The 19,289-nt window shown below is 60.1% G+C and carries 17 protein-coding genes and 1 pseudogene; 3 read left to right on the top strand and 15 right to left on the bottom strand.

Annotated features, from left to right (window positions below):
- From araD to GH784_RS12205, 8 genes are read right to left on the bottom strand one after another with little or no spacing between them, the layout of a single operon-like run.
- A complete protein-coding gene (gene araD, locus GH784_RS12240) occupies positions 1-1,725 on the bottom strand; it encodes an L-arabinonate dehydratase (protein ID WP_003518044.1) in 1,725 nt (574 codons plus the stop codon).
- Between the two features lie 38 nt (positions 1,726-1,763).
- Entirely contained in the window at positions 1,764-2,843 is a 1,080-nt protein-coding gene (locus tag GH784_RS12235) for an ABC transporter ATP-binding protein (RefSeq protein ID WP_112492825.1), read from the bottom strand.
- A gap of 23 nt (positions 2,844-2,866) precedes the next feature.
- Positions 2,867-3,910, bottom strand: coding sequence for a carbohydrate ABC transporter permease (locus tag GH784_RS12230; protein WP_003518047.1), 1,044 nt, complete (start codon positions 3,908-3,910; stop codon positions 2,867-2,869).
- Positions 3,903-4,871, bottom strand: a complete 969-nt coding sequence (locus tag GH784_RS12225) for a carbohydrate ABC transporter permease (RefSeq protein ID WP_003518048.1) — start codon at positions 4,869-4,871, stop codon at positions 3,903-3,905. The genes GH784_RS12230 and GH784_RS12225 overlap by 8 nt, the downstream gene beginning before the upstream one ends.
- A gap of 57 nt (positions 4,872-4,928) precedes the next feature.
- The gene (locus tag GH784_RS12220; protein WP_025595270.1) at positions 4,929-6,197 is read right to left on the bottom strand and encodes an ABC transporter substrate-binding protein; all 1,269 of its coding nucleotides are present in this window, start codon (positions 6,195-6,197) and stop codon (positions 4,929-4,931) included.
- Positions 6,198-6,219: 22 nt separating this feature from the next.
- Positions 6,220-7,293 (bottom strand): Gfo/Idh/MocA family protein, encoded by a 1,074-nt coding sequence (locus GH784_RS12215; protein ID WP_025595269.1) that lies wholly within the window; start codon positions 7,291-7,293, stop codon positions 6,220-6,222.
- Positions 7,290-8,306, bottom strand: coding sequence for a Gfo/Idh/MocA family protein (locus GH784_RS12210; protein ID WP_025595268.1), 1,017 nt, complete (start codon positions 8,304-8,306; stop codon positions 7,290-7,292). Before GH784_RS12210 ends, GH784_RS12215 begins: the two co-directional genes overlap by 4 nt.
- On the bottom strand, positions 8,299-9,351 hold the full coding sequence (locus GH784_RS12205) for a Gfo/Idh/MocA family protein (protein ID WP_013761993.1): 1,053 nt from the start codon (positions 9,349-9,351) through the stop codon (positions 8,299-8,301). Before GH784_RS12205 ends, GH784_RS12210 begins: the two co-directional genes overlap by 8 nt.
- Positions 9,352-9,457: 106 nt before the next feature.
- Between GH784_RS12205 and GH784_RS12200 the strand changes: the two genes are divergently transcribed.
- Positions 9,458-10,171 carry a GntR family transcriptional regulator gene (locus tag GH784_RS12200; protein ID WP_003518055.1) on the top strand — a complete coding sequence of 238 codons (714 nt, stop codon included), beginning with the start codon at positions 9,458-9,460 and terminating at the stop codon, positions 10,169-10,171.
- Positions 10,172-10,206: 35 nt separating this feature from the next.
- Positions 10,207-11,130 (top strand): SMP-30/gluconolactonase/LRE family protein, encoded by a 924-nt coding sequence (locus GH784_RS12195; protein ID WP_025595266.1) that lies wholly within the window; start codon positions 10,207-10,209, stop codon positions 11,128-11,130.
- 145 nt (positions 11,131-11,275) lie between these two features.
- On the opposite strand, the gene GH784_RS12190 is transcribed toward GH784_RS12195, so the two are convergent.
- The 5 genes and pseudogenes from GH784_RS12190 to GH784_RS12170 form a co-directional block, all read right to left on the bottom strand.
- Positions 11,276-11,872 carry an NUDIX domain-containing protein gene (locus tag GH784_RS12190; protein WP_019566599.1) on the bottom strand — a complete coding sequence of 199 codons (597 nt, stop codon included), beginning with the start codon at positions 11,870-11,872 and terminating at the stop codon, positions 11,276-11,278.
- Between the two features lie 27 nt (positions 11,873-11,899).
- Positions 11,900-12,745, bottom strand: a complete 846-nt coding sequence (locus GH784_RS12185) for a PhzF family phenazine biosynthesis protein (protein WP_153793433.1) — start codon at positions 12,743-12,745, stop codon at positions 11,900-11,902.
- A 43-nt stretch (positions 12,746-12,788) separates the two neighbouring features.
- Positions 12,789-13,571 (bottom strand): pyrroline-5-carboxylate reductase, encoded by a 783-nt coding sequence (locus tag GH784_RS12180; protein WP_060642179.1) that lies wholly within the window; start codon positions 13,569-13,571, stop codon positions 12,789-12,791.
- A gap of 145 nt (positions 13,572-13,716) precedes the next feature.
- Positions 13,717-14,202 (bottom strand): annotated as a pseudogene (locus GH784_RS12175) (aromatic-ring hydroxylase C-terminal domain-containing protein); the annotation flags it as partial.
- A gap of 1 nt (position 14,203) precedes the next feature.
- On the bottom strand, positions 14,204-15,061 hold the full coding sequence (locus GH784_RS12170) for a LysR family transcriptional regulator (protein ID WP_003518061.1): 858 nt from the start codon (positions 15,059-15,061) through the stop codon (positions 14,204-14,206).
- Between the two features lie 142 nt (positions 15,062-15,203).
- Here GH784_RS12170 and GH784_RS12165 point away from each other — a divergent pair, with 142 nt between their 5' ends.
- A complete protein-coding gene (locus GH784_RS12165) occupies positions 15,204-16,724 on the top strand; it encodes an MFS transporter (RefSeq protein WP_025595262.1) in 1,521 nt (506 codons plus the stop codon).
- A 25-nt stretch (positions 16,725-16,749) separates the two neighbouring features.
- On the opposite strand, the gene GH784_RS12160 is transcribed toward GH784_RS12165, so the two are convergent.
- Together GH784_RS12160 and GH784_RS12155 are read right to left on the bottom strand one after the other, a co-directional pair.
- Positions 16,750-17,931 carry an acyl-CoA dehydrogenase family protein gene (locus tag GH784_RS12160; protein ID WP_025595261.1) on the bottom strand — a complete coding sequence of 394 codons (1,182 nt, stop codon included), beginning with the start codon at positions 17,929-17,931 and terminating at the stop codon, positions 16,750-16,752.
- 112 nt (positions 17,932-18,043) lie between these two features.
- Positions 18,044-19,147 carry an LLM class flavin-dependent oxidoreductase gene (locus GH784_RS12155; RefSeq protein ID WP_003518064.1) on the bottom strand — a complete coding sequence of 368 codons (1,104 nt, stop codon included), beginning with the start codon at positions 19,145-19,147 and terminating at the stop codon, positions 18,044-18,046.
- Positions 19,148-19,289 lie beyond the last annotated feature (142 nt).

The raw sequence follows: 19,289 nt of genomic DNA, 5'->3' as shown, positions 1-19,289 counted from the left end.
TCAGAATATGTCGGGTTCGCCAGCGGTGCGGCCGAAATCCGTCTGCAGGAAATCGAAATCGCATCCGGCATCCGCCTGGGTAACGTGTTTCGAGAAGATGTAGCCATAACCACGCTCGTAACGCGGCGGCGGCGCCTGCCATGCGGCCCGACGCTGGGCGATCTCCTCTTCGCTGACCAGCATGTCGAGACGGCGCTGGGGCAGGTCGAGCCGCACGATATCGCCGGTCTTCAGCAGGGCAAGCGGCCCGCCGACGAAGCTTTCCGGCGCGACATGAAGAACGCAGGCGCCATAGGAGGTGCCGGACATGCGGGCATCGGAAATGCGCACCATATCGCGGTGACCCTTCTTGATCAGCGCCTTGGGGATGGGCAACATGCCCCATTCGGGAAAGCCTGGGCCGCCAAGCGGGCCGGCATTACGCAGAACCAGAACGTGATCGGGCGTCACATCCAGATTTTCATCGTCGATAGCCGCCTTCATCTCAGGGTAGCTATCGAAGACCAGCGCCGGACCTTCATGGAAATGGAGTTTCGGATCGCAGGCGGCGGGCTTGATCACAGCACCATCCGGGCAGAGATTGCCGCGTAGAACGGCAAGCGATCCTTCGGCGTAAACAGGGTTATCCAGCGAGCGGATGACGTCGTCATTATAGACCCGCGCGCCTTCGAGGTTTTCGCCCATGCTGCGGCCGGTGACGGTGAGCACGGAACAGTCCAGACGGCTTTCGATCTGCTTCATCAGGGCTCGCAGACCGCCCGCATAATAAAAATCCTCCATCAGGTAATCTTTGCCGGAGGGGCGGACATTGGCGATAAGCGGCGTCACGCGGCCGAGTTCGTCCAGCTCGTCCAGCGTCATCGGTACACCAGCGCGGCGCGCCATGGCAATCAGATGCACGACGGCATTGGTGGAACAACCGGTCGCCATGGCAACGATGGCCGCATTCCGAAACGCGGGCGCAGTCAGAATACGATCCGGGGTCAGCTCCTCGGCCACCATTTCCACAATGCGACGGCCACAGCCTGCCGACATGCGCTGGTGTTCGGCGTCCACCGCCGGGATAGAGGAAGCGCCGGGCAAAGTGAGACCGAGCGCATCGGTGATTGCCGTCATGGTCGATGCCGTACCCATGGTCATGCAGACGCCGGCGGAGCGGGCAATGCCGCCCTGCACGCCGCGCCATTCTTCATCGGTCACGTTACCGGCCCGGCGCTCGTCCCAGTATTTCCAGGCATCGGAGCCGGAGCCCAGCACCTTGCCGGCATAGTTGCCGCGCAGCATCGGCCCGGCCGGAAGATAGATCATCGGCACGCCGGCCGAGATCGCTCCCATGACGAGGCCGGGGGTGGTCTTGTCGCAACCACCCATCAGCACCACGCCATCCAGCGGATGCGAACGGATCATTTCCTCCGTCTCCATGGCGAGCATGTTGCGATAGAGCATGGAGGTCGGCTTGGTGAAACTCTCATCGACCGAAAGCGAGGGCATCTCGACCGGGAAGCCGCCTGCCTGTAGGACGCCGCGCTTTACATCCTTCACACGTTCGGGAAAATGCGAGTGACAGGTATTCAGCTCCGACCAGGTGTTGAGAATGCCGATGACGGGTTTGCCGGCAAAATCCTCCTCCGAATAGCCAAGCTGCATCATGCGTGAGCGGTGGCCGAAACTGCGCAGATCGTCAGGCGCGAACCAGCGGGAGGAACGGAGTTTTTTGTCGGTCATGTCAAAGGTCCTGCTTTACGGGGCGTGGCGACGGAGGCTTAGTCCTGCTTCAGCGTCAGCCCGCTTTTCGTATCGAAGAGGTGGATATGTTGGAGCGGCGCCGACATGCGGATGACTTCGCCAGCCGATGTCGATGTCTGCCCCGCAAGATGCAGGGTGACGTGGCTGCCGTCACCGAGGTTGCCATAGAGATAGGATTCCCCGCCGAGCTGCTCTGCCGTGCGCACGGACATGGTCACCGCACCATCCGGTGTGGGCTGCACATGGTTGGGGCGAATGCCGAGCGTGACCTTCTGGCCGGGTGCGTAGGAAAAGCCGCTCTGCGGCAACGGGATCAATTCGCCGGTCGCGATTTTAAGGGACGGCTGACCGTCTGCTACTATTTCGCCGGCGAAGAAGTTCATCTTCGGCGAACCGATGAAGCCTGCTACGAAAAGGTTTGCGGGGCGATTATAAAGATCGAGGGGAACGCCGAACTGCTCGAGCTTTCCGGCGCGCAGCACGGCAATCTTGTCGGCCATCGTCATGGCCTCCACCTGATCGTGGGTCACATAGATCATGGTATTGCCAAGACGCCGATGCAGGCTGGAGATCTCGCCGCGCATATCCACGCGCAGTTCCGCATCGAGGTTCGACAGCGGCTCGTCAAACAGGAAAACCCGCGGTTCGCGCACGACAGCGCGACCGATCGCGACGCGCTGTCGCTGGCCGCCCGACAGATCCTTCGGCCGCCGCTCAAGCAGCTGGTCGATCTGCAGCATCTTGGACACCTGTGAGACCTTCTCGACGATGTCTTTTTTCGGCGTGCCGATATTTTCCAGGCCGAAGGACAGGTTTTCCCGGACCGTCATATGCGGGTAGAGCGCATAGGACTGGAACACCATGGCAAGCCCGCGATCGGCAGCCGGAACCGCGTTCACCACGTCGCCGCCGATGACGATATCGCCGCCGCTCAGCTCTTCAAGACCGGAGATCATGCGCAGCAGCGTCGATTTTCCGCAACCGGACGGGCCGACGAAAACACAGAACTCACCGTGCTTGATATCGAGATCGATACCCTTGATGACGTCGAGGGCGCCATATGTTTTTTTGACCTGACGAAGCTCTATACTTGCCATTGTGTCATTCCCTCCCTTGAGGATCATTTTCCGCCGGTCGATGCGATGCCGGTGGCGATATATTTTTGCAGGAACATGAAGACCAGCGCGATTGGCGCCAATGTCAGCACCGTCATGGCCAGCAGGTTGCTCCACTCTGTCGTCATTTCTCCCTGGAAGGAGTTGAGCGCCAGTTGCAGGGTGAAATTGTCGTTGCGCGTCAGCACGATAAGCGGCCACAGGAAGTCGTTCCAACGCCACATGATGGCGAGGATGGCCAGCACCGCTAGCGCCGGTGCAGACAGTGGCAGGATGATGCGCCAGTAGATTTTCCATTCGCTGGCCTTGTCCATGCGTGCCGCATCTAGGATTTCATCCGGGATGGTCAGCATGTACTGGCGCAGCAGAAATACGCCTGTCGGTGTGGCCGCTCCTGGAATGATCACACCCCACAGGCTGTTGATCATGCCGAGCTGGCTGGTGATGAGAAAAAGAGGAACGAGCACGACGGTCTGCGGGATCATCAACGTTCCGACGACGAGTGCCAGAACCACGCCTCTGCCCTTGAAGCTGTATTTCGACAGTGCAAAGGCCGCCATCGAGTTCACGATCAGCATGATGACGGTCGACGTCACCGTTATGAAGGTCGAGTTCCAGAAATAAAGCGGAAAGTTGAAGCGCTGGAAAAGCTCGGTGTAGTTCTCCGTCGCCAGTGCCACCTTCTCGGCCGGGCGCAGCTCGTTGAACGGCATCTTCATGACTTCGCCGGGCTTTGCCGGATCCACCACCTGGGCGACGAGCCCGACGCGCCTGATCATGCCGAGCTTGCGGCCTTCCTTGTCGACAAAGGCCGGCAAAGGTGCGGCCTGACCGTCAATGACCACGGTTTCCTGCGCATAGGGAAGCAGGCGCGGCGGAAACCGCTGGAGGTCGGCTTCCGTCTTGAAGGAGGAGAGAACGAGCCAGAGAACGGGTCCGAACATCATCAGAACGGCAACGCCGAGATAGGCGTAGGACAGCCAGTCGGTCCAGTGCAATTTGCCGTTTCTGCCGCGTGTGCGGGTTAGAAATGCGCCAATCCTAGCCATCGACTTTGCTCCTGTTGGCCCGGAATTGCAGGGCAGTCAGCACCACGAGAACCACGGCAAGCAGCAGCGACGCGGCCGCGGCCAGTCCGAAGTTGCGGGGTGTTCCGGCAAAACCAGTCTGATAGATGAATTGAATGATGAAGGTCGTCGCAGAACCCGGCCCACCGCCGGTAAATGCGAAGACTTCATCGAAGGTCTGTACGCCCTTGATGAGGGACAATACGAGAACCACGAGCATGGTCGGGGCGAGAAGCGGCATTGTGATCCGGCGGAAAATCCGCCACGGGCTTGCCTTGTCCAGCTGTGCCGCCTCATAGACGTCGCGCGGAATGGCCTGAAGGCCGGCAAGCAGGATGAGCGTGTAGAAGCCCATATGCGCCCAGACGGACAGGAATACCGACCATCCAAAGGCAAGGTTGGCCTCCAGCAGCCAGTCCACCGAACCGATACCGAGGGAATCGAGCGCAGCGTTCAGGACGCCGAAACGCTGCAATATCCACTTCCATATCAGCGCCACGACCACCGGTGAAAGCAGCACGGGAAAGAAGAAGACGGCGCGGAAGAAACCGCGTGCCCTGATGTCACGGTTGAGCACGACCGCCGTAATCAGAGAGAAGCCCACCATGAACCCGACCTGCAGCACCACGAAGAAAAGCGTGTTCCAGACGGAGCGCCAGAAAAGATCGCGCTGACAGGAATTGGGATCGAAATAGTTCTGGCACGAGAGAAGGACCGAGAAGTTTTCGCCGCCCACGGAGGGGCGTTCCGACAGCAGGATATGCTCGCTGCCTGTCACTGAATAAGCCATGTTGAGAACGATCGGCAAAAACGCGAAGACCGCAAACAACAGGAGGTTGGGTGTCAGAAACACCCATGCGATGCGCCGATGCCCGAGCATTTTCTGCAAGAGGGCGAAAGGCAGCTCTATGATGCCCATGACGGGCGCAAGAAGTCTGTACATTGATGGTCCTCCTTCGATCCGGCGCGGCGCGGCAAGGCCGCGCCGGAAGGCGATGGATCACTTCGCCTGTTTCAACGCTTCCTCAAGATCGGCCTTCGCACGTGTCATGGCGTCGTCGACCGTGCTTTCGCCAACAATCGCCTGCGTGACGCGCTGGACGGAAATGTTGAACATCGCACGGTTGTTCTTGTAGCCCTGATAGGCGTAGGCGATGGGGCTGATACCAGGGACCTGATCCAGCCACGCGTTCATGGCCTTCTGGGTCGCCGGGGTTGCGCCGGTGTAGTCGATAGGCTTTGCGCCGACGGCCTTGTGAGCCGGGACGTTGCGGGTACGGACGGTGAAATCGAGGTAATTTTCGTCCTGCGCGAGGAAGTTCAGAATATCCGCGACGATCTTGGGGTTCTTGGTCTGCTTGAAGCCCACGATACCCGTTCCGCCTGGCATGCCGGTGCATGCGGCCGGTCCGCATGGCTGCGACACGACTTCCCAGTCGAAAGCATCGCCGACCTGACTGTCGAAGCGCGCTGTCTGCCAGCTGCCGGAATAATAATAGACGAGCTGACCGTTGATGAATTCCTGCGCCGCATCGCGGTAGGTGTTGCCACCCTGACCGGCCCAGACGTCACGCGCCATGGTGCCGTCCTTGTTCCACTCGACGAATTTCTTCACGAAAGTGGTGAAGCCCTCGTCGACCAGGATCGGCTTGCCGTCGGCGTCGAAAAGTTTCGCACCGTAGGAAATAGCCGGACCGGCGATACGGTGACCGGAGCGGTCGATCGCCATGGGGTATGGCGAGCCGGTGGCCTTGGCCACTTCATTTGCTGCCTTCGCCCAGTCGTCAAAAGTCGCATCCTTGCCGGGAACGGCGACTTTCGCCTGATCGAACAAGGTGCGGTTGATGAAGGCGCCGGTAATGGTAAGCTGCGTCTGCATACCATAGATGCCCTTGTCGTCCGGGCCGCTACGATACCATTTCAGCACATCGCCGAAATTGTCCTGCCAGTACTTCGCATCCACGTAGGGCGTCAGGTCGAGATAATAGCGATTGAGGCCGCCAAGATCGGTGACGGTTGCGAAATCCGGGCCGCTGCCGCCGGCGAGCTGCACCGGCAGGCCTTCGAGAAGCGCCTTGTAGGGCACGATATCCGTAACGATCTTGACGTCAGGATGCTGTTTTTCGTAACGCGACAGGATGTCCTTCAGGACCTCGCAGCCGTTGCCGTCATAGGCGCAGGTGAAGCGAACTTCCTGTGCCTCAGCGGCACCGGCAAGAGATGCCGTCCCCAGGGCCAAGGCAAACGCCAGGCTGTATTTTCTGCTCATCTGGTTTCCTCCCTTTAGATGATTATGCCGTGGCGGACGCGCGCGGAGCCCAACCCTTGAGCCGCTCGTTGTCAGCGGTCAGCGGCAGGCGAACGGCCGTGCCTTCCTGTACCGATGTGTAGATTGCGGTTACGAGTTCGATGGACTGCAAGCCGTCCGTAATCGTCACTTCCTTGCCCGCGCGACCCTCCATCGCATTGGCAATCGCCTCGACAAGACCGGTGAAGCCGTTTTCGCCATCTTTAACCGTTGCGAGGACGGCGTCGATCTGGTCCTGCGTGGTCGGCGCCCGCGCCGTAAAGTGCCATTTATCTTCCGCCGGACGATAGGGCAGCGTTCCGCTTTCGGCCGTGAAGCCTTCGAAGCAGAACCGCAGACGGGACGTGTCGTCGGCTGCACCAAGCGTGACCGAGCTGGTGGCGAGCGCGCCGCTCTTCATGCGGAAGCTGATGGCGGCACAGTCTTCCGTCTCAATCCTGTTCACCCGGGTGTCGGCCATGGCGAAGACCTGTTCCACCGGACCTAGGACATGGCACAGAAGGTCGTGGGCATGGATGGCGTGACCGAGGATCGCGCCGCCACATTCACCCTTCCAGGTGCCGCGCCAGGGAATGTCGTAGTAGCTCGCGCCACGGTTCCAGTGAACTTCCGAGCTTGCCACATAGGCTTTGCCAGCAAGTCCGGCGTCGATGAGGGCGCGCAGCTGCCGTAGGGCGGGACCAAAACGATACTGGAAAACCGGAAAGACGCGCCGTCCGGTCTTCTTGACAGATTCCATCAGCGCATTTGCTTCCTCCAGCGAACGCACCAGCGGCTTTTCACAGACCACGTCCTTGCCGGCCGCGTGGGCCTTCAGCATTACGGGGAAATGCAGATGCGGCGGCAGGCAGACGTCTATGAGCGAAATGCTTTCATCGGCGAGGACTTCTTCGAGATCCGCCGTGATGCGGATGGAAGAACCTTCGCCAGCCACCGCCCGTGCCCGCTCCACATCAAGATCGCAGATCGCCTTGACGGTGAAACGCTCCGGCAGCGCCAGATAACCGCTCAGATGCTGTGCGCCGATACCGGCGCCGATAATGGCGACGCCGATCATGCTGCGGTTCCTTCAGCCTTGGCCTGCGCCTGAAGCGAGAGGTCACAAACCTTGAAGACGTGTTCCTGCGTCATGGCAGTTTCCGTGCGGTTGCGGATATCGTCGCATACACGGGCGAAGTAGGGCAGGCCGGCACCGGATGCGTCGATATATTCGCAACGGTCGCCATTGACGAGGATCAGACGGTCTGTGCCCTCGGTGTTGCCGACATCGACGTATTTGCGCAGTTCGATGTAACCTTGGGTACCGAGGATCGTCAGGCGGCCATCACCCCATGTCGGCAGTGCATCGGGTGTGTACCAGTCGACGCGGATATACCCATGGCCCTTGTCGCCGCGCAGCACGACTTCGCCGAAATCCTGCAGGCCCGGATCGCCCGGGTTGGCGTAATTGGCAACGGTGGCAGATACGATCTCAACTTCGGTGGAGCCGGTAAAGAACATGAACTGGTCGATCTGGTGGCTGGCAATATCGGTGAGAATGCCGCCATAGGCCTCGCGTTCGAAGAACCATGTCGGGCGAATTTGTCGGTTCAGGCGGTGCGGACCAAGGCCAACCGTCTGGATGACGCGGCCGATGGCACCCTGTGCAACCAGCTCGGCGGCTTTCGTGACGCTCGGGACTTCGAAGCGCTCGGAAAAATCGACGGTCCAGATTCTTTTGGTCTTGGCAACGGTCTGGCGCAGGCGCGCAAGCTGGTCGAACGTGGTGCAGCCCGGCTTGTCGGACATGACGTCCTTGCCCGCTTCCATGGCAGCGATGGCAAGATCGGCACGCTTGGACGGAATGTCGGCAATGATGACGAGATCGATGGTTTGGTCAGCCAGCAAATCCTCCTTGGAGGCAGCACGCGGCACGTCCGGGAAGCGCTTTACGAAACCTTCGACCACGTCCGGCTCGCCTTCCGTCCACCAGCCCGCGAATTGCGCACCGGCATCCAGCATGTTCTGCGCCATGCCGAAAATGTGCCTGTGCTCTATGCCGAGAGCCACGAACTTGATTGGTTTACTCATCCTGCAGTTCCACTTCCTTGCCGGTTTCGGCTGAGTTGATGATCGCGTCGATCAGTCTGTGAGACAAAAGAGCTGCTTCACCGGTGACGACCGGCGGGCGCCCTGAAGAAATGGCGTCGACGAAATCGTCGAAAACGCCCTGATGCCATTCATGCGTGAAAGCCATGGGATCGGCGCCGCCGCCGGTGCCGGAAGCGGCACCACCGAAGGTTTCCTGGCGGCCGTCGCGCCAGTCTACATGCAGCAGGCCGGATGCGAGCCGCAGGCTTGCCTTGTCGAAATGGAGAAGAATGGATTCAGGCGCACCGGGAAAGCTTGCGGTGCTCGCGACGAGCGAGCCGACGGCCCCGTTTTTGAAACGAAGGCCGGCCGATACGTAATCCTCGGTTTCCATCTTGTGAAAACGCGTCGTTGCCGCCATGGCCTGCACGCGGGCCACGGGGCCTGCAAGGCTCAGGGCCAGATCGATCGTGTGGATTGCCTGCGATATCAGAACGCCGCCGCCGTCACGCGCAAGCGTGCCGCGTCCCGGCTCATCATAATAGGCCTGGGTACGCCACCACGGCACCGAAATCTCGCAAAGGCCTAGTTCGCCGAGCGTGCCGGATGCGACCAGTTCGCGCGCCTTTTGCGATGCGGCGCGCATGCGGTGCTGGAAAATGATACCGAGCGTTACACCCGCATCGCGGCAGAGCGCTACCAGATCGGCCGCTTCCCGCGTGTTGCGGGCGACAGGCTTTTCGAGAAGAATGTGTTTGCCGGCTTTTGCAAGCGGACCGACGATATCGGCGCGGGCATTGGGCGGCGTTGCGATGATGGCGAAATCGACATCGCCGTCACGCGCGGCTTCCTCGATTGACGCGTATACGGCAACGTGGTGACCGGTGTGTTTTGCCGCTTCGGCAGCCAGCGCTTTCGCGCGGCCGGAGCCACCGTCAACAATCGCTTTCAGGCGGATTTTTTCAGGGCTTGCCGCACAGGCAAGCACATGCGTCTTCGCTACCATTCCGGCACCAACGATGACGCAGGTCTTGATATTTTGCATTCGGGAGCCTCCTTCCCATGGCCATTCAATTGCATACCGGTATGCCGGTTGTCAACACACCAGTGTTCCGGTATACCGGTTATAGAGAAAGACATTTGGAGAGCGTATGCCAAAGATCCCGATGACAGGCGGCACGGTGCCGATGATGGAACGACTGGATTTCAACCGACCGGTTGTGGACCAGATCTATTCGGCGCTGAAATCTGCCATCCTTTCGAGGGAGCTGTTTCCGGGCCAGGCCGTGTCGGAAAACGAGATTGGCCAGTCCTTCAACTCCAGCCGCACCCCGGTGCGCGAGGCGTTGAGCCGGCTGCGAGATGACGGTTTGATCGTCACCCTGCCGAGCCGCGGGACCTATGTCTCGAGACTGTCGGACAAAAATATCCGCAGCGCGCAGTTCATTCGTGAGGCGCTGGAGGTTGCCGCTGCCCGCAGGCTCTGCCAGACCGGCATCCCGGCCGAAGCGGACCAGGAAATCCTGCATGCGCTGGAAGGCCAGCGTGTGGCGATGGAGCTTGGCGACAAAAAGGCCTTCCGTATCCATGACGACCAGTTCCACAGCGCCCTTGCCGCCGCAACCGGCCTCGAAAGGCTGGAGACCCTGTTGATCCGGGAAAAGGCTGGGCTAGACCGCCTGCGAGCGCTGGCGATTACCGACGAAGCACACATGGCCAGACTGCTGACGGAGCATGAGGCCGTCTACAATGCAATAAAGGCGCGTGAGGAGGAGAGCGCGGTGGATTATCTGCGCCAGCATCTCCGCCGCGTCCTCGGCATTCTGTCGCAGATCTTCGAAGCACATCAGGAATATTTCGAATAACGCCACGCTGCGCAATTCAACGGTTCAGACAGAAAATGACAACAGCAAATTTCGACAACGCGCCTGCGATCGATCAGGCAGGACTCCTGTGCGACCAAATCAGCATTCTTGCGGAAAGCCCGGTGTGGGACGAAAGACGTCAGGTCCTGTTCTGGTGTGACATTCTTGGCAAGAAGCTACGTTCAGCTGGGCTGGGCGGCGTCCAGTATCGTGAATGGACGTTCCCGGAAACCGTCTCCAGTCTTGGGCTCTGTCAGAGCGGTGATCTGATTGCCGCTTGCGGAATGGATATACTCATCCTCAATCCGGAAAGCGGCGCGCGGCGCACACTTCATTCCATTCCCGCACCTGAAGGCATCGCCTGCCGGCTGAATGACGGACGTGTCGGTCCGGATGGAGCTTTCTGGGTTGGTACCATGCACAATGTCCCGCTCTCGCAGATGCAGCCCCATGGAGAGCTCTGGCGTATTACGAATAATGGGGCCGAACGTATCCAGACCGGACTGACATGTCCCAACGGCCTCGCTTTTTCGCAGGACGGTTCCGTCATGTGGCAAAGCGATTCCGTGCAGAAATGGATACGCAGGCGGAATTTCGACAAAACCAACGGTGTATTTGATGAAGGTGTGCTCGTCGCACAAATGCAGGAAGAGACCGGAAGGCCCGATGGTGGATGTCTTGACATAAGCGGCCGATATTGGAGCGCGGGTGTCTCTGCCGGCGTTTTGAACATTTTCTCGGAAGACGGCAGTCAACAGATCGGGACGGTAAGGATGCCTGTTCCGCATCCAACGATGCCCTGCTTTGGCGGGCCGGATTTCGGCTCGCTTTTCGTGACATCGCACCGCCATAACATGACGCAAGACAGGCTGAGCGAGGTACCTCTTTCCGGTGGCGTTTGGGTCATTCCGTCCGGCATCAAGGGCTTTCCCGCATTCCGTTTTGAGGATGGCAGGTGAAGCCCAAATCGTAAGTCTTTGATCTTTGTTGCCCAACGCAAGTGATGGGTTTCGGCCAGTCTACGTCAGGCAAATTCGTCCTGTTGATCCTGTAGTCTGGCCGTAATCAGCATCGCTTCCGCATTGGTAGATATTGCGGTCGAGATCAGCGTGTTCCGTGCTTTTCCTGCAAAAGCCGGATGGTGAGGTGCTGCAGCAGAATGATGGTCTTGGCGTCGCGAATATCGCCGCGGCTGATCATCTGCATAGCGTCTGGCAGAGCGATTTCCAGCACATCTATGTCTTCTCCCTCGTCCGCGGAGCCGCCGCCTGTGCCCACTTTATGGTTCTCGGCATATTCGCCGTAGAAAAAGGCGAGGTATTCGGTGACCGATCCGGGGCTCATATAGATATCGAACAGATGGGTGAGTTCGGAAACCTCATAACCGGTCTCCTCCATCAGTTCCGCACGCATGCGCGCTGCCGGTTCAGCGCCTTCCAGCAGCCCCGCCGGTGTCTCGATCAGCGACTCGAGGCCGCCGTTCAAGAGAACCGGCAAACGGAACTGGCGGGTGAGCAAAACATGGTCGTTTGCGGGGTTGTACAACAGGCATGTCGCTCCGTTGCCGCGATCATACGCCTCCCGGGTCTGCCGTTGCCAGCTTCCGTCCCTTAGCTGAAGTTCATACTCATATTTGGTCAGTCGTCCCCAATCATCCGCCAATACGCGTTGCGAAATCGGGCGGTAAACACTGCTATTCATCAAGTCACCTCGTCATTATCTGTCTTTTCAAAGGCCGTGCAGCCGGCCTTCGACTTGCGTGCGTGTCTCGCCGCCGACCCATATCTGGCCGGTATCATCGCGGGTCAGGTAAATGCGGCCTTGACGGCCAAGACGTGTGCCCTGGGCGGCGACATAGTCTTCCGCGACCACGCCTGTCGCAAACAGCCATTGCGCCAGCGAGGCGTTGAGGCTTCCGGTGACCGGATCCTCGGCGATGGCGCCCAGATGATCGCTGAAGAAGGCGCGAACCTCGAAGGCGGCTTCGCCGCCATTTGCGTGCGGACCAACGACGCCAATGTCAATGCGGCCGGGCCAGCTGCGGACCGGCTCAAGGGCAAGCACCTTCTCAGCCGATGCCAGCCTGATCCCCAACCAGCCGGGGCCATTGTCGATCCATGCGGCATCAACGATGTCGCGTGTCTCTATTCCCAGCAGCAGCCGGGCCTCTTCCAGCTCTGCGGGTGTCGGCGCGCCTGAACGGATAAGGGGCGGAGCGGCAAAGGAAAGTCGACCATGCGCGTGCCGGATCGTCACCAGACCGGCACCGCATTCCTGAACGATGCCCGTTTCGCTTTTGGGCAGGCCGTTTTCGGAAAGCCAGGCATGGCAAGTGCCGAGCGTAGGGTGTCCGGCAAAAGGCATCTCCCGGTCCAGTGAGAATATCCGGACACGGTAATCAGCCTGGGGGTGGGTGGGCGGCAGCAGAAACGTGGTTTCGGACAGATTGAACCACCGCGTCAATCGCTGCATGTCATCCGTGGTCAAGGTGTCTGCACCCATGACGACCGCCAGCGGATTGCCAGAAAGCGGGCCGGAGCCGAATACATCGATCATATGGATTGTAAAGGTCATTGCATCGTTCTTTCAGTTCGGATCGATTGTCGGCGCGCACTGTCTACTGCGTAATCCGTTCCAGCACGCGGCTCAATGCCCGCTTCAATGCGCTCGAACCGCCATTGCCGTCAAAGTCCTGAAGAACCTGCTCGTTCAGGCCACCCTTGGTGGCGAATTCGCGGCTGAGATCGGTAAAGTCCGTGTCCTTGCCGGCAAGCAGCGCCACTTCGGAGAGGCCGGCGAAGAGGGGTGCAAGATAGGCGCGGCCCTTTTCTTCCGGCAGGCCGTTTTCCGCCAACCACTCCGTCGTCTGTTGCAGAATGCCGAAATAGGTTGCCATCAGGGCGCTTGCGGCGGCGAGAAGGTCGTATTCCGCCTTTGTTTCACATTCCACCGCATTTCCGAGCACGTTGAAGATCGCGGCGGTATCCGCATCGGAGGGGTAAACGGCCGTGACGCCTTTGCGGCGGGCGACAAAAGGCAGCGGGATCGCCTGGGTCAGGCGCACATCCGCGCCGATCCAGTCAAGCAGTGCATGTCGACCGGTTGCGGCAACGACGCTTATGACTTTCTGCCCCTCGCGAAACCGCAGCGGCCGGATGACGTCCTCGGCGATCTGCGGGCGGATGGCCAGAACGACGGTATCGCAGCCGTCGACAATCGCCTGATTGTCGCTGGAGACGATCACCTGCGGGAAATCGGCGGCAAGCCTGGCCGAGATATCCGCGCTGCGTTGGGACACCATGATATGCGGCACGGCGGCAGGCGTGCTGAGGAGCCCCCGCACCATCGCATCGGTGATAGCGCCGGTTCCGATAAAGCCGATTTTCTGGGGAAGGGACATGATGACTCCATTGCATTGATAGGAAGGAACGATACATCGGTACGGCTGACGCAGGAAGGCAATGAAACAATCTCTAGATTGCCGGGGGCTGGCATATCTGCCGAAGAAATGGCGTGGCAACCGGATCGGCCACCTCACATACCCGTTAAATCTCTCCGAACCAACGGGCTGCTGCCCTTGCGAATTTCTCCTTGTCCGGAGCAGACTCCGTGGCCCAGGCGACGATACCATCGGGGCGCACCAGGACTGTGCTCAAGCCCAATTGATCGATGGCATTGCCGGCGACATAGGAAATCCGGCCGTTCCAGCGGCCTGCCAGCGCTTCAAGCGATGCGTCCACGCTAAAATTCAAAAGCAGACCTTTGCCCTCTCTCAGAAGTTCGCCGGTGCTCCTCCCGTCCGCCAGTGCGAAGTCCGGAACGCTTCAGCCCACCAGCGGATCGTTGCCGCCTAGCTCGTAGCGGAGGGAAATGCCCCATACGCGCTCGGCGAAATATGTCGCGCCGTCGCGGGTCTCGATGAGATCGCGGATGATGGCTTCCAGCGCCCGTGTACTCCGGCTTGGGCGCATCAGTGCGACCTGGGCGCGCGACCAGTCAAGGACCTGTGCACCCACTGGGTGTCGCTCACAGTCACGGCCGATGCTCCCGGAAAGCGGCGGCCAGTGTGCGCAGCGCCTCACGGGATCTGCTGTCGGTAAGGGTCGAGAACATCACGATCTCGGTGGAAGGCAGCGGCGGGAGGCTGAAACGCTGGCTGACCTCGATTGTACCGGGTGGCGCCAGGCGGCAGGAGAATGCCGAAATGGCGAGACCTGCCGAAACGGCCGCGGTCACCATCGATGAGGTGCCGCCAAGAAAGACTTCCGTCCACGCGATGGCGGCGGAATCAAGAGCACGAGCGGCGATGTCACGTACACCGCAGGCGGGCGAAAGCGCTGCCAGTCGCAGCGGCTCGCCCTGACGATGCTCGAATTGCGGGGCTGCGAACCAGCCGAAATGCTCTGGCCCGAGCACTTCGCCATCACGCCTGTCATCCTCGCGCCGGATGATTGCAGCATCGATCTCGCCGCGGTCGAAGGCATCCAGCAACGTGCGGGAATTGTCCATCCGCACTTCTATCGTCAGTCCCGGATCGTGCGCGTTGAGCCGCGCCAGCAGCGTTGGCACTTCCGGCCCGGCAACATGGGCGGCGATGCCAAGGCCAAAGCGTCGGCGCGTGGAAAAAAGCCCTGCCATGGCGCGATCGTGCGCGGCAAGGAATTCGCGGGCTGGTGTTAGAAACACGGCGCCTTGCGCGGAAAGCCGCACCGAACGCGGCGTCCGCTCAAGAAGCCGCTGGCCGAGCCGGTCTTCCAGTCGCTTGAGCTTGACGCTGATGGCACCCTGCGTGGTTCCGAGCGTTTCGGCAGCGCGGGTGAAGCTCTGCAGATCGGCGATGGTGACGAAAGCCTGAACGGCATCCACATCCAGAGTGGTCACTTTAATCATCCAAATTTGTTGTCTCTGAAATATCCAAGCATCCAATTCAGTTATGGTCAAGCTTTCACTAATTTGCCTTGGACTCTGCAAAACACGGATCGAAGCGTGCATGTCTTCTGATGCTTCAGTCCGAACCACGAAAGGCTGAAGAATGACCCTTGCCGTTACCGCCCCAACCCGGAGTAGAAGTACCATTGCGCTCGCTGCCGTCTGTCTCTCCGCTCTGATGTTCGGGCTGGAAATCTCCAGCGTGCCGGCGATCCTGCCGACGCTCGAGCAGGTGCTGCACGCGGATTTCCGGCAGCTGCAGTGGATCATGAACGCCTATACGATCGGCGTGACGATGGTGCTGATGGCAACCGGCGCGTTGGCCGACCGCTTCGGTCGCAAACGCGTCTTCATCGCGACCATCGTCGCTTTCGCCATTTCCTCCCTCGCCTGCGGCATGACTGAAAGCGTGGCGGTGCTGATCGGCGCACGCTTCCTTCAGGGACTAAGCGGTGGAGCGATGCTGGTATGCCAGATCGCCATTCTGTCACATCAGTTCCGCACGGCCCGCGAGCGTGGAATGGCTTTCGGCTGGTGGGGTATTGTCTCCGGCGTCGGGCTGGGTTTCGGGCCGATCATCGGCGGAGCCATCGTTGCGCTGTGGAGCTGGGAGTGGGTATTCCTCGTTCACGTGGCCCTCGGCATCCTGACACTGTTCCTTGCCGCAAGCGGTGTGGAAGAATCGCGTGATCCGGATGCGACCCGTCTTGATCTTGCCGGTATCGCCACACTTTCGGTTGCCGTGTTCTGCCTTGCGTTTTTCATCACCCAAGGACCGGAACTCGGCTTTGCCAGTTCAAAGGCACTTCTGATCCTTGGTCTATCAGTCGCGAGTTTTATCGCCTTCGTGATCGTCGAAAAGCTCACTCCAAGGCCGATGTTCGATTTCTCCGTATTTCGCATCCGGCCATTTTCCGGCGCGATTATCGGCTCGGCGGCGATGAACATCAGCTTCTGGCCGTTCATGATCTATCTGCCGATCTGGTTTCAGGCGGGCCTTGGTTATGACAGCGTCACCGCCGGTCTCGGTCTGCTTGCCTATACGCTGCCAGCGCTGGTCGTACCGCCGTTGGCCGAGCGTCTGTCGCTGCGTTATCAACCCCGTCTTGTCGTCCCGGCCGGGCTGTTCACCATCGGTCTCGGTTTCATGCTGATGAAACTTGGCAGCAGTGTCGCAGATGCGAGCTGGCTCACCATGCTGCCCGGCTGCATCCTGTCCGGTGTCGGGCTTGGCCTCACCAACACGCCGGTCACCAATACGACAACCGGTGCCGTTCCCGCTGCCCGTTCCGGCATGGCCTCCGGCATCGACATGAGCGCGCGAATGATCTCGCTTGCCATCAACATCCCGATCATGGGCTTCATTCTGGTTGAGGGCGTCTGGTCGTCGCTTAGGGCCAACCTGCCGTCCGGCGCGGATTTGCCCGCCCTGCGTTCGCTCGCGGAGAAGATCGCGGCGGGAACCGCGGGATCGTCGGTGGAGCGTGTTTCGGATGCACTCGTCCATCAGGCACTCGCGGACGGTTTCGGTCTGGTCATGCTTTATGCTGGCATCAGTGTCTGGTTGCTCGCCGCTCTGAGCTTTGTGGTTTTCGGCCCGGCGCGAAAGCTTGCCCACGGTTAGTGGTGCCCGGGCGCTGGGACGATAGTCAGGCGGATTTCAGGATTTGCAGTCCTGCCGAAGGTTGGGCGGCCGCAGTCTCCTCGCGGCTCCAGCGGCCAAAGGCGGAGCGGCCCAAAATCGCAATCGACGTATCCTCCTGCGGCGCATGGACGAGCACCGTCTGGATGTCGCGGAAATGTCGTTCGAGGCCCAGTTCGCTACCAAGACCTGGATTGCCGATGCCGCGCACTGCGATCTCGACGGCATCACGCAGCTGCCGGCCGGCAAGCAGCCTTGCCCTGATGAATCCTTCCGCATCGCCATTGTTGTTTTCGAGCGTGCCGAAAATGATCTGGCGGGCGCCGGAGACCAGAAGATCGATTTCGCCTGAAAGCGTTATGAAACGTTCCGTGCGGGCGATGGGATGGCCGAGATTGGCCGGCACACGCTCATGCGCGAAGCGGATGAACTTGGCCTGAGCGGCTTCTGCTACGCCGAGGTAAAGCGCTGTCAAAGCCAGCGTGAGTGCCGCATGCGCCCGGTTGTCCTGCTGGGCGACCGATGGATCGACGAGGTCGATGACGTTTTCCGCCGGGATTTCGACATTGGCATATTCGACATCGTGCGATCCCGTAGCGCGCATGCCGAGGCTCTGCCAGTTCTCGATGACCTTGATGCCCGGCAACCCGTTCGGCACCACGAATGTTCCCACCCGCGCCGGCGTTTCGTCAGTATGCGCCCAGACAAGGAAATGCGTGAGACCATATGCGCCCGTCACGAAGCGTTTTCGGCCCGTGATAGACCAGCCATTGTTTGTCCGGCGGGCGAGCGTCGCGGGCAGGCCACCGCGCGCCGGCGACCCCAGCTCCGGCTCGACACGCGCGGCATTGAGCAGCAACGGCCGTTGTTTGGCGTCCATCAGAAGCCGCCGGTAGAGATCTTCGGGCCAGTGGTTTTTCGCGGCCTGGGCGAGATGGGTAAAGATCGTCATGGCGCTGATCAGCGCCACGGAAGGATCGCCCCGGCCAAGTGCCGCGAGAATGTGGGCGGTATCGGCAAGCGTCGCTCCTTGGCCGCCATAACGTGTCGCAACCGTGCTTTCGAGGAGGCCGCTTTCGTGAACGGCACGGATACCCGTCCAGGGAAACTGGCCAGTCTGGTCCGCATCCGGTGCGGCCTGTTCAAGGATGCGAGCGGTTGCGTCTAGGACAGTTGGGTCATGAGACATGCGTGGTCGAGGCTCTCTGGCTGTGGGGAATACCATTTCCCCATCAGGGGCGATTGGCTCCGTCTGCACTTCAAAAAAATGCCCGGTCAGGCGACCGGGCCGGATCGCGGCATTATGCAGCGGTCTTTTTCTTCGCGTCTTCCCGTTCGCGAATGCCTTCGCGGACAAGCGGCAGGATGTAGCGGCCATAATCCACCGCGTCGTTGTAATTGTCGTAGCCGCGGATCGAGATCAGGTCAGCGCCAAGATCGATGTAGTCGAGGATGGAATCCGCAATGGTGCGTGGCGAACCGACCAGCGCAGTGGTGGCGCCGCTGGCATTGGTGGCGGTGACCGTCGGATACCAGAGGGCGCGATCATGCACATCGCCGCGTGCGGCGATTTCCAGAAGCCGTTGCGAACCGACATTGGCCGGGCGCGGCGCGTTGAGCGGTGCGCGTGTTACACCTTTCTGGCGGTTCTCGTTCAACCGATCCAGAGTTCTGTGAGCCTTTTCCCAGGCAAGCTCGTCCGTCTCGGCGACGATCGGCCGGAATGTGACCCAGATCCGGGGGCGATCCGTGCGGCCCGCCTTTGCGGCTTCCGCATAGACCCGCTCGATCTGCTGTTTGGTTTCGGCAAGCGGCTCTCCCCACAGGCCGAAGATATCGCAGAGCGAACCACCGATGCGATAGGCGGCGTCCGAGGAGCCGCCGAGCGAAATCGGAATAAGCCCGTTTGTGGGCCGCACCGCGCTGCGGAATTGCTTGAACTGGTAATATTTTCCGTCGAAGTCGAAGGGCTCTTTCGAGGTCCAGGCCAGGCGCAGGATGCGGATATATTCCTCCTGGCGCTCATAGCGTTCTTCCTTGTTGAGGAAGTCGCCTTCACGCGCCTGTTCTTCATCGCTGCCGCCGGCAATGAAGTGCACCACGACACGTCCACCACTCAACTGATCGAGCGTCGCGAGCGACTTGGCCGCAACTGTGGGATAAACCGTGTTCGGCCGCAGGGCGACGATGATCTTGATGTTTTTCGTGTGCGCGAGCACCGTGGCGCCCAGGGTGAAAGGATCGAAAGACGATGAGGAGTAAGGGATCAGCGTATAGTTGAAACCGTAATCATCAAGGGCGCGGGCATAGCGCTCCAGAAAAACAGGATCCACAGGTGCGTCTGGAACGGGGTTTAGATCGTTCGATGCATTGGGAAAGCTTACGCTGATAAATTCCGCGGACATGGGCGCTCCTTCAGGTTCAATGCAAGCATGTTAGGGCGCGGCGCAGGAACGAGGAAGACAGGTCTTTCTTTTTCTATCGAATATGTAGAAAATATTCCCTGTGACGGCCTTCGATATAGGACCAGCAACCGCCGCCGCGTTT

The organism is Agrobacterium tumefaciens, assembly GCF_009649785.1.
GTDB classification, from domain to species: Bacteria; Pseudomonadota; Alphaproteobacteria; order Rhizobiales; family Rhizobiaceae; genus Agrobacterium; species Agrobacterium tumefaciens.
This window is presented reverse-complemented; position numbering and strand designations above follow the sequence as displayed.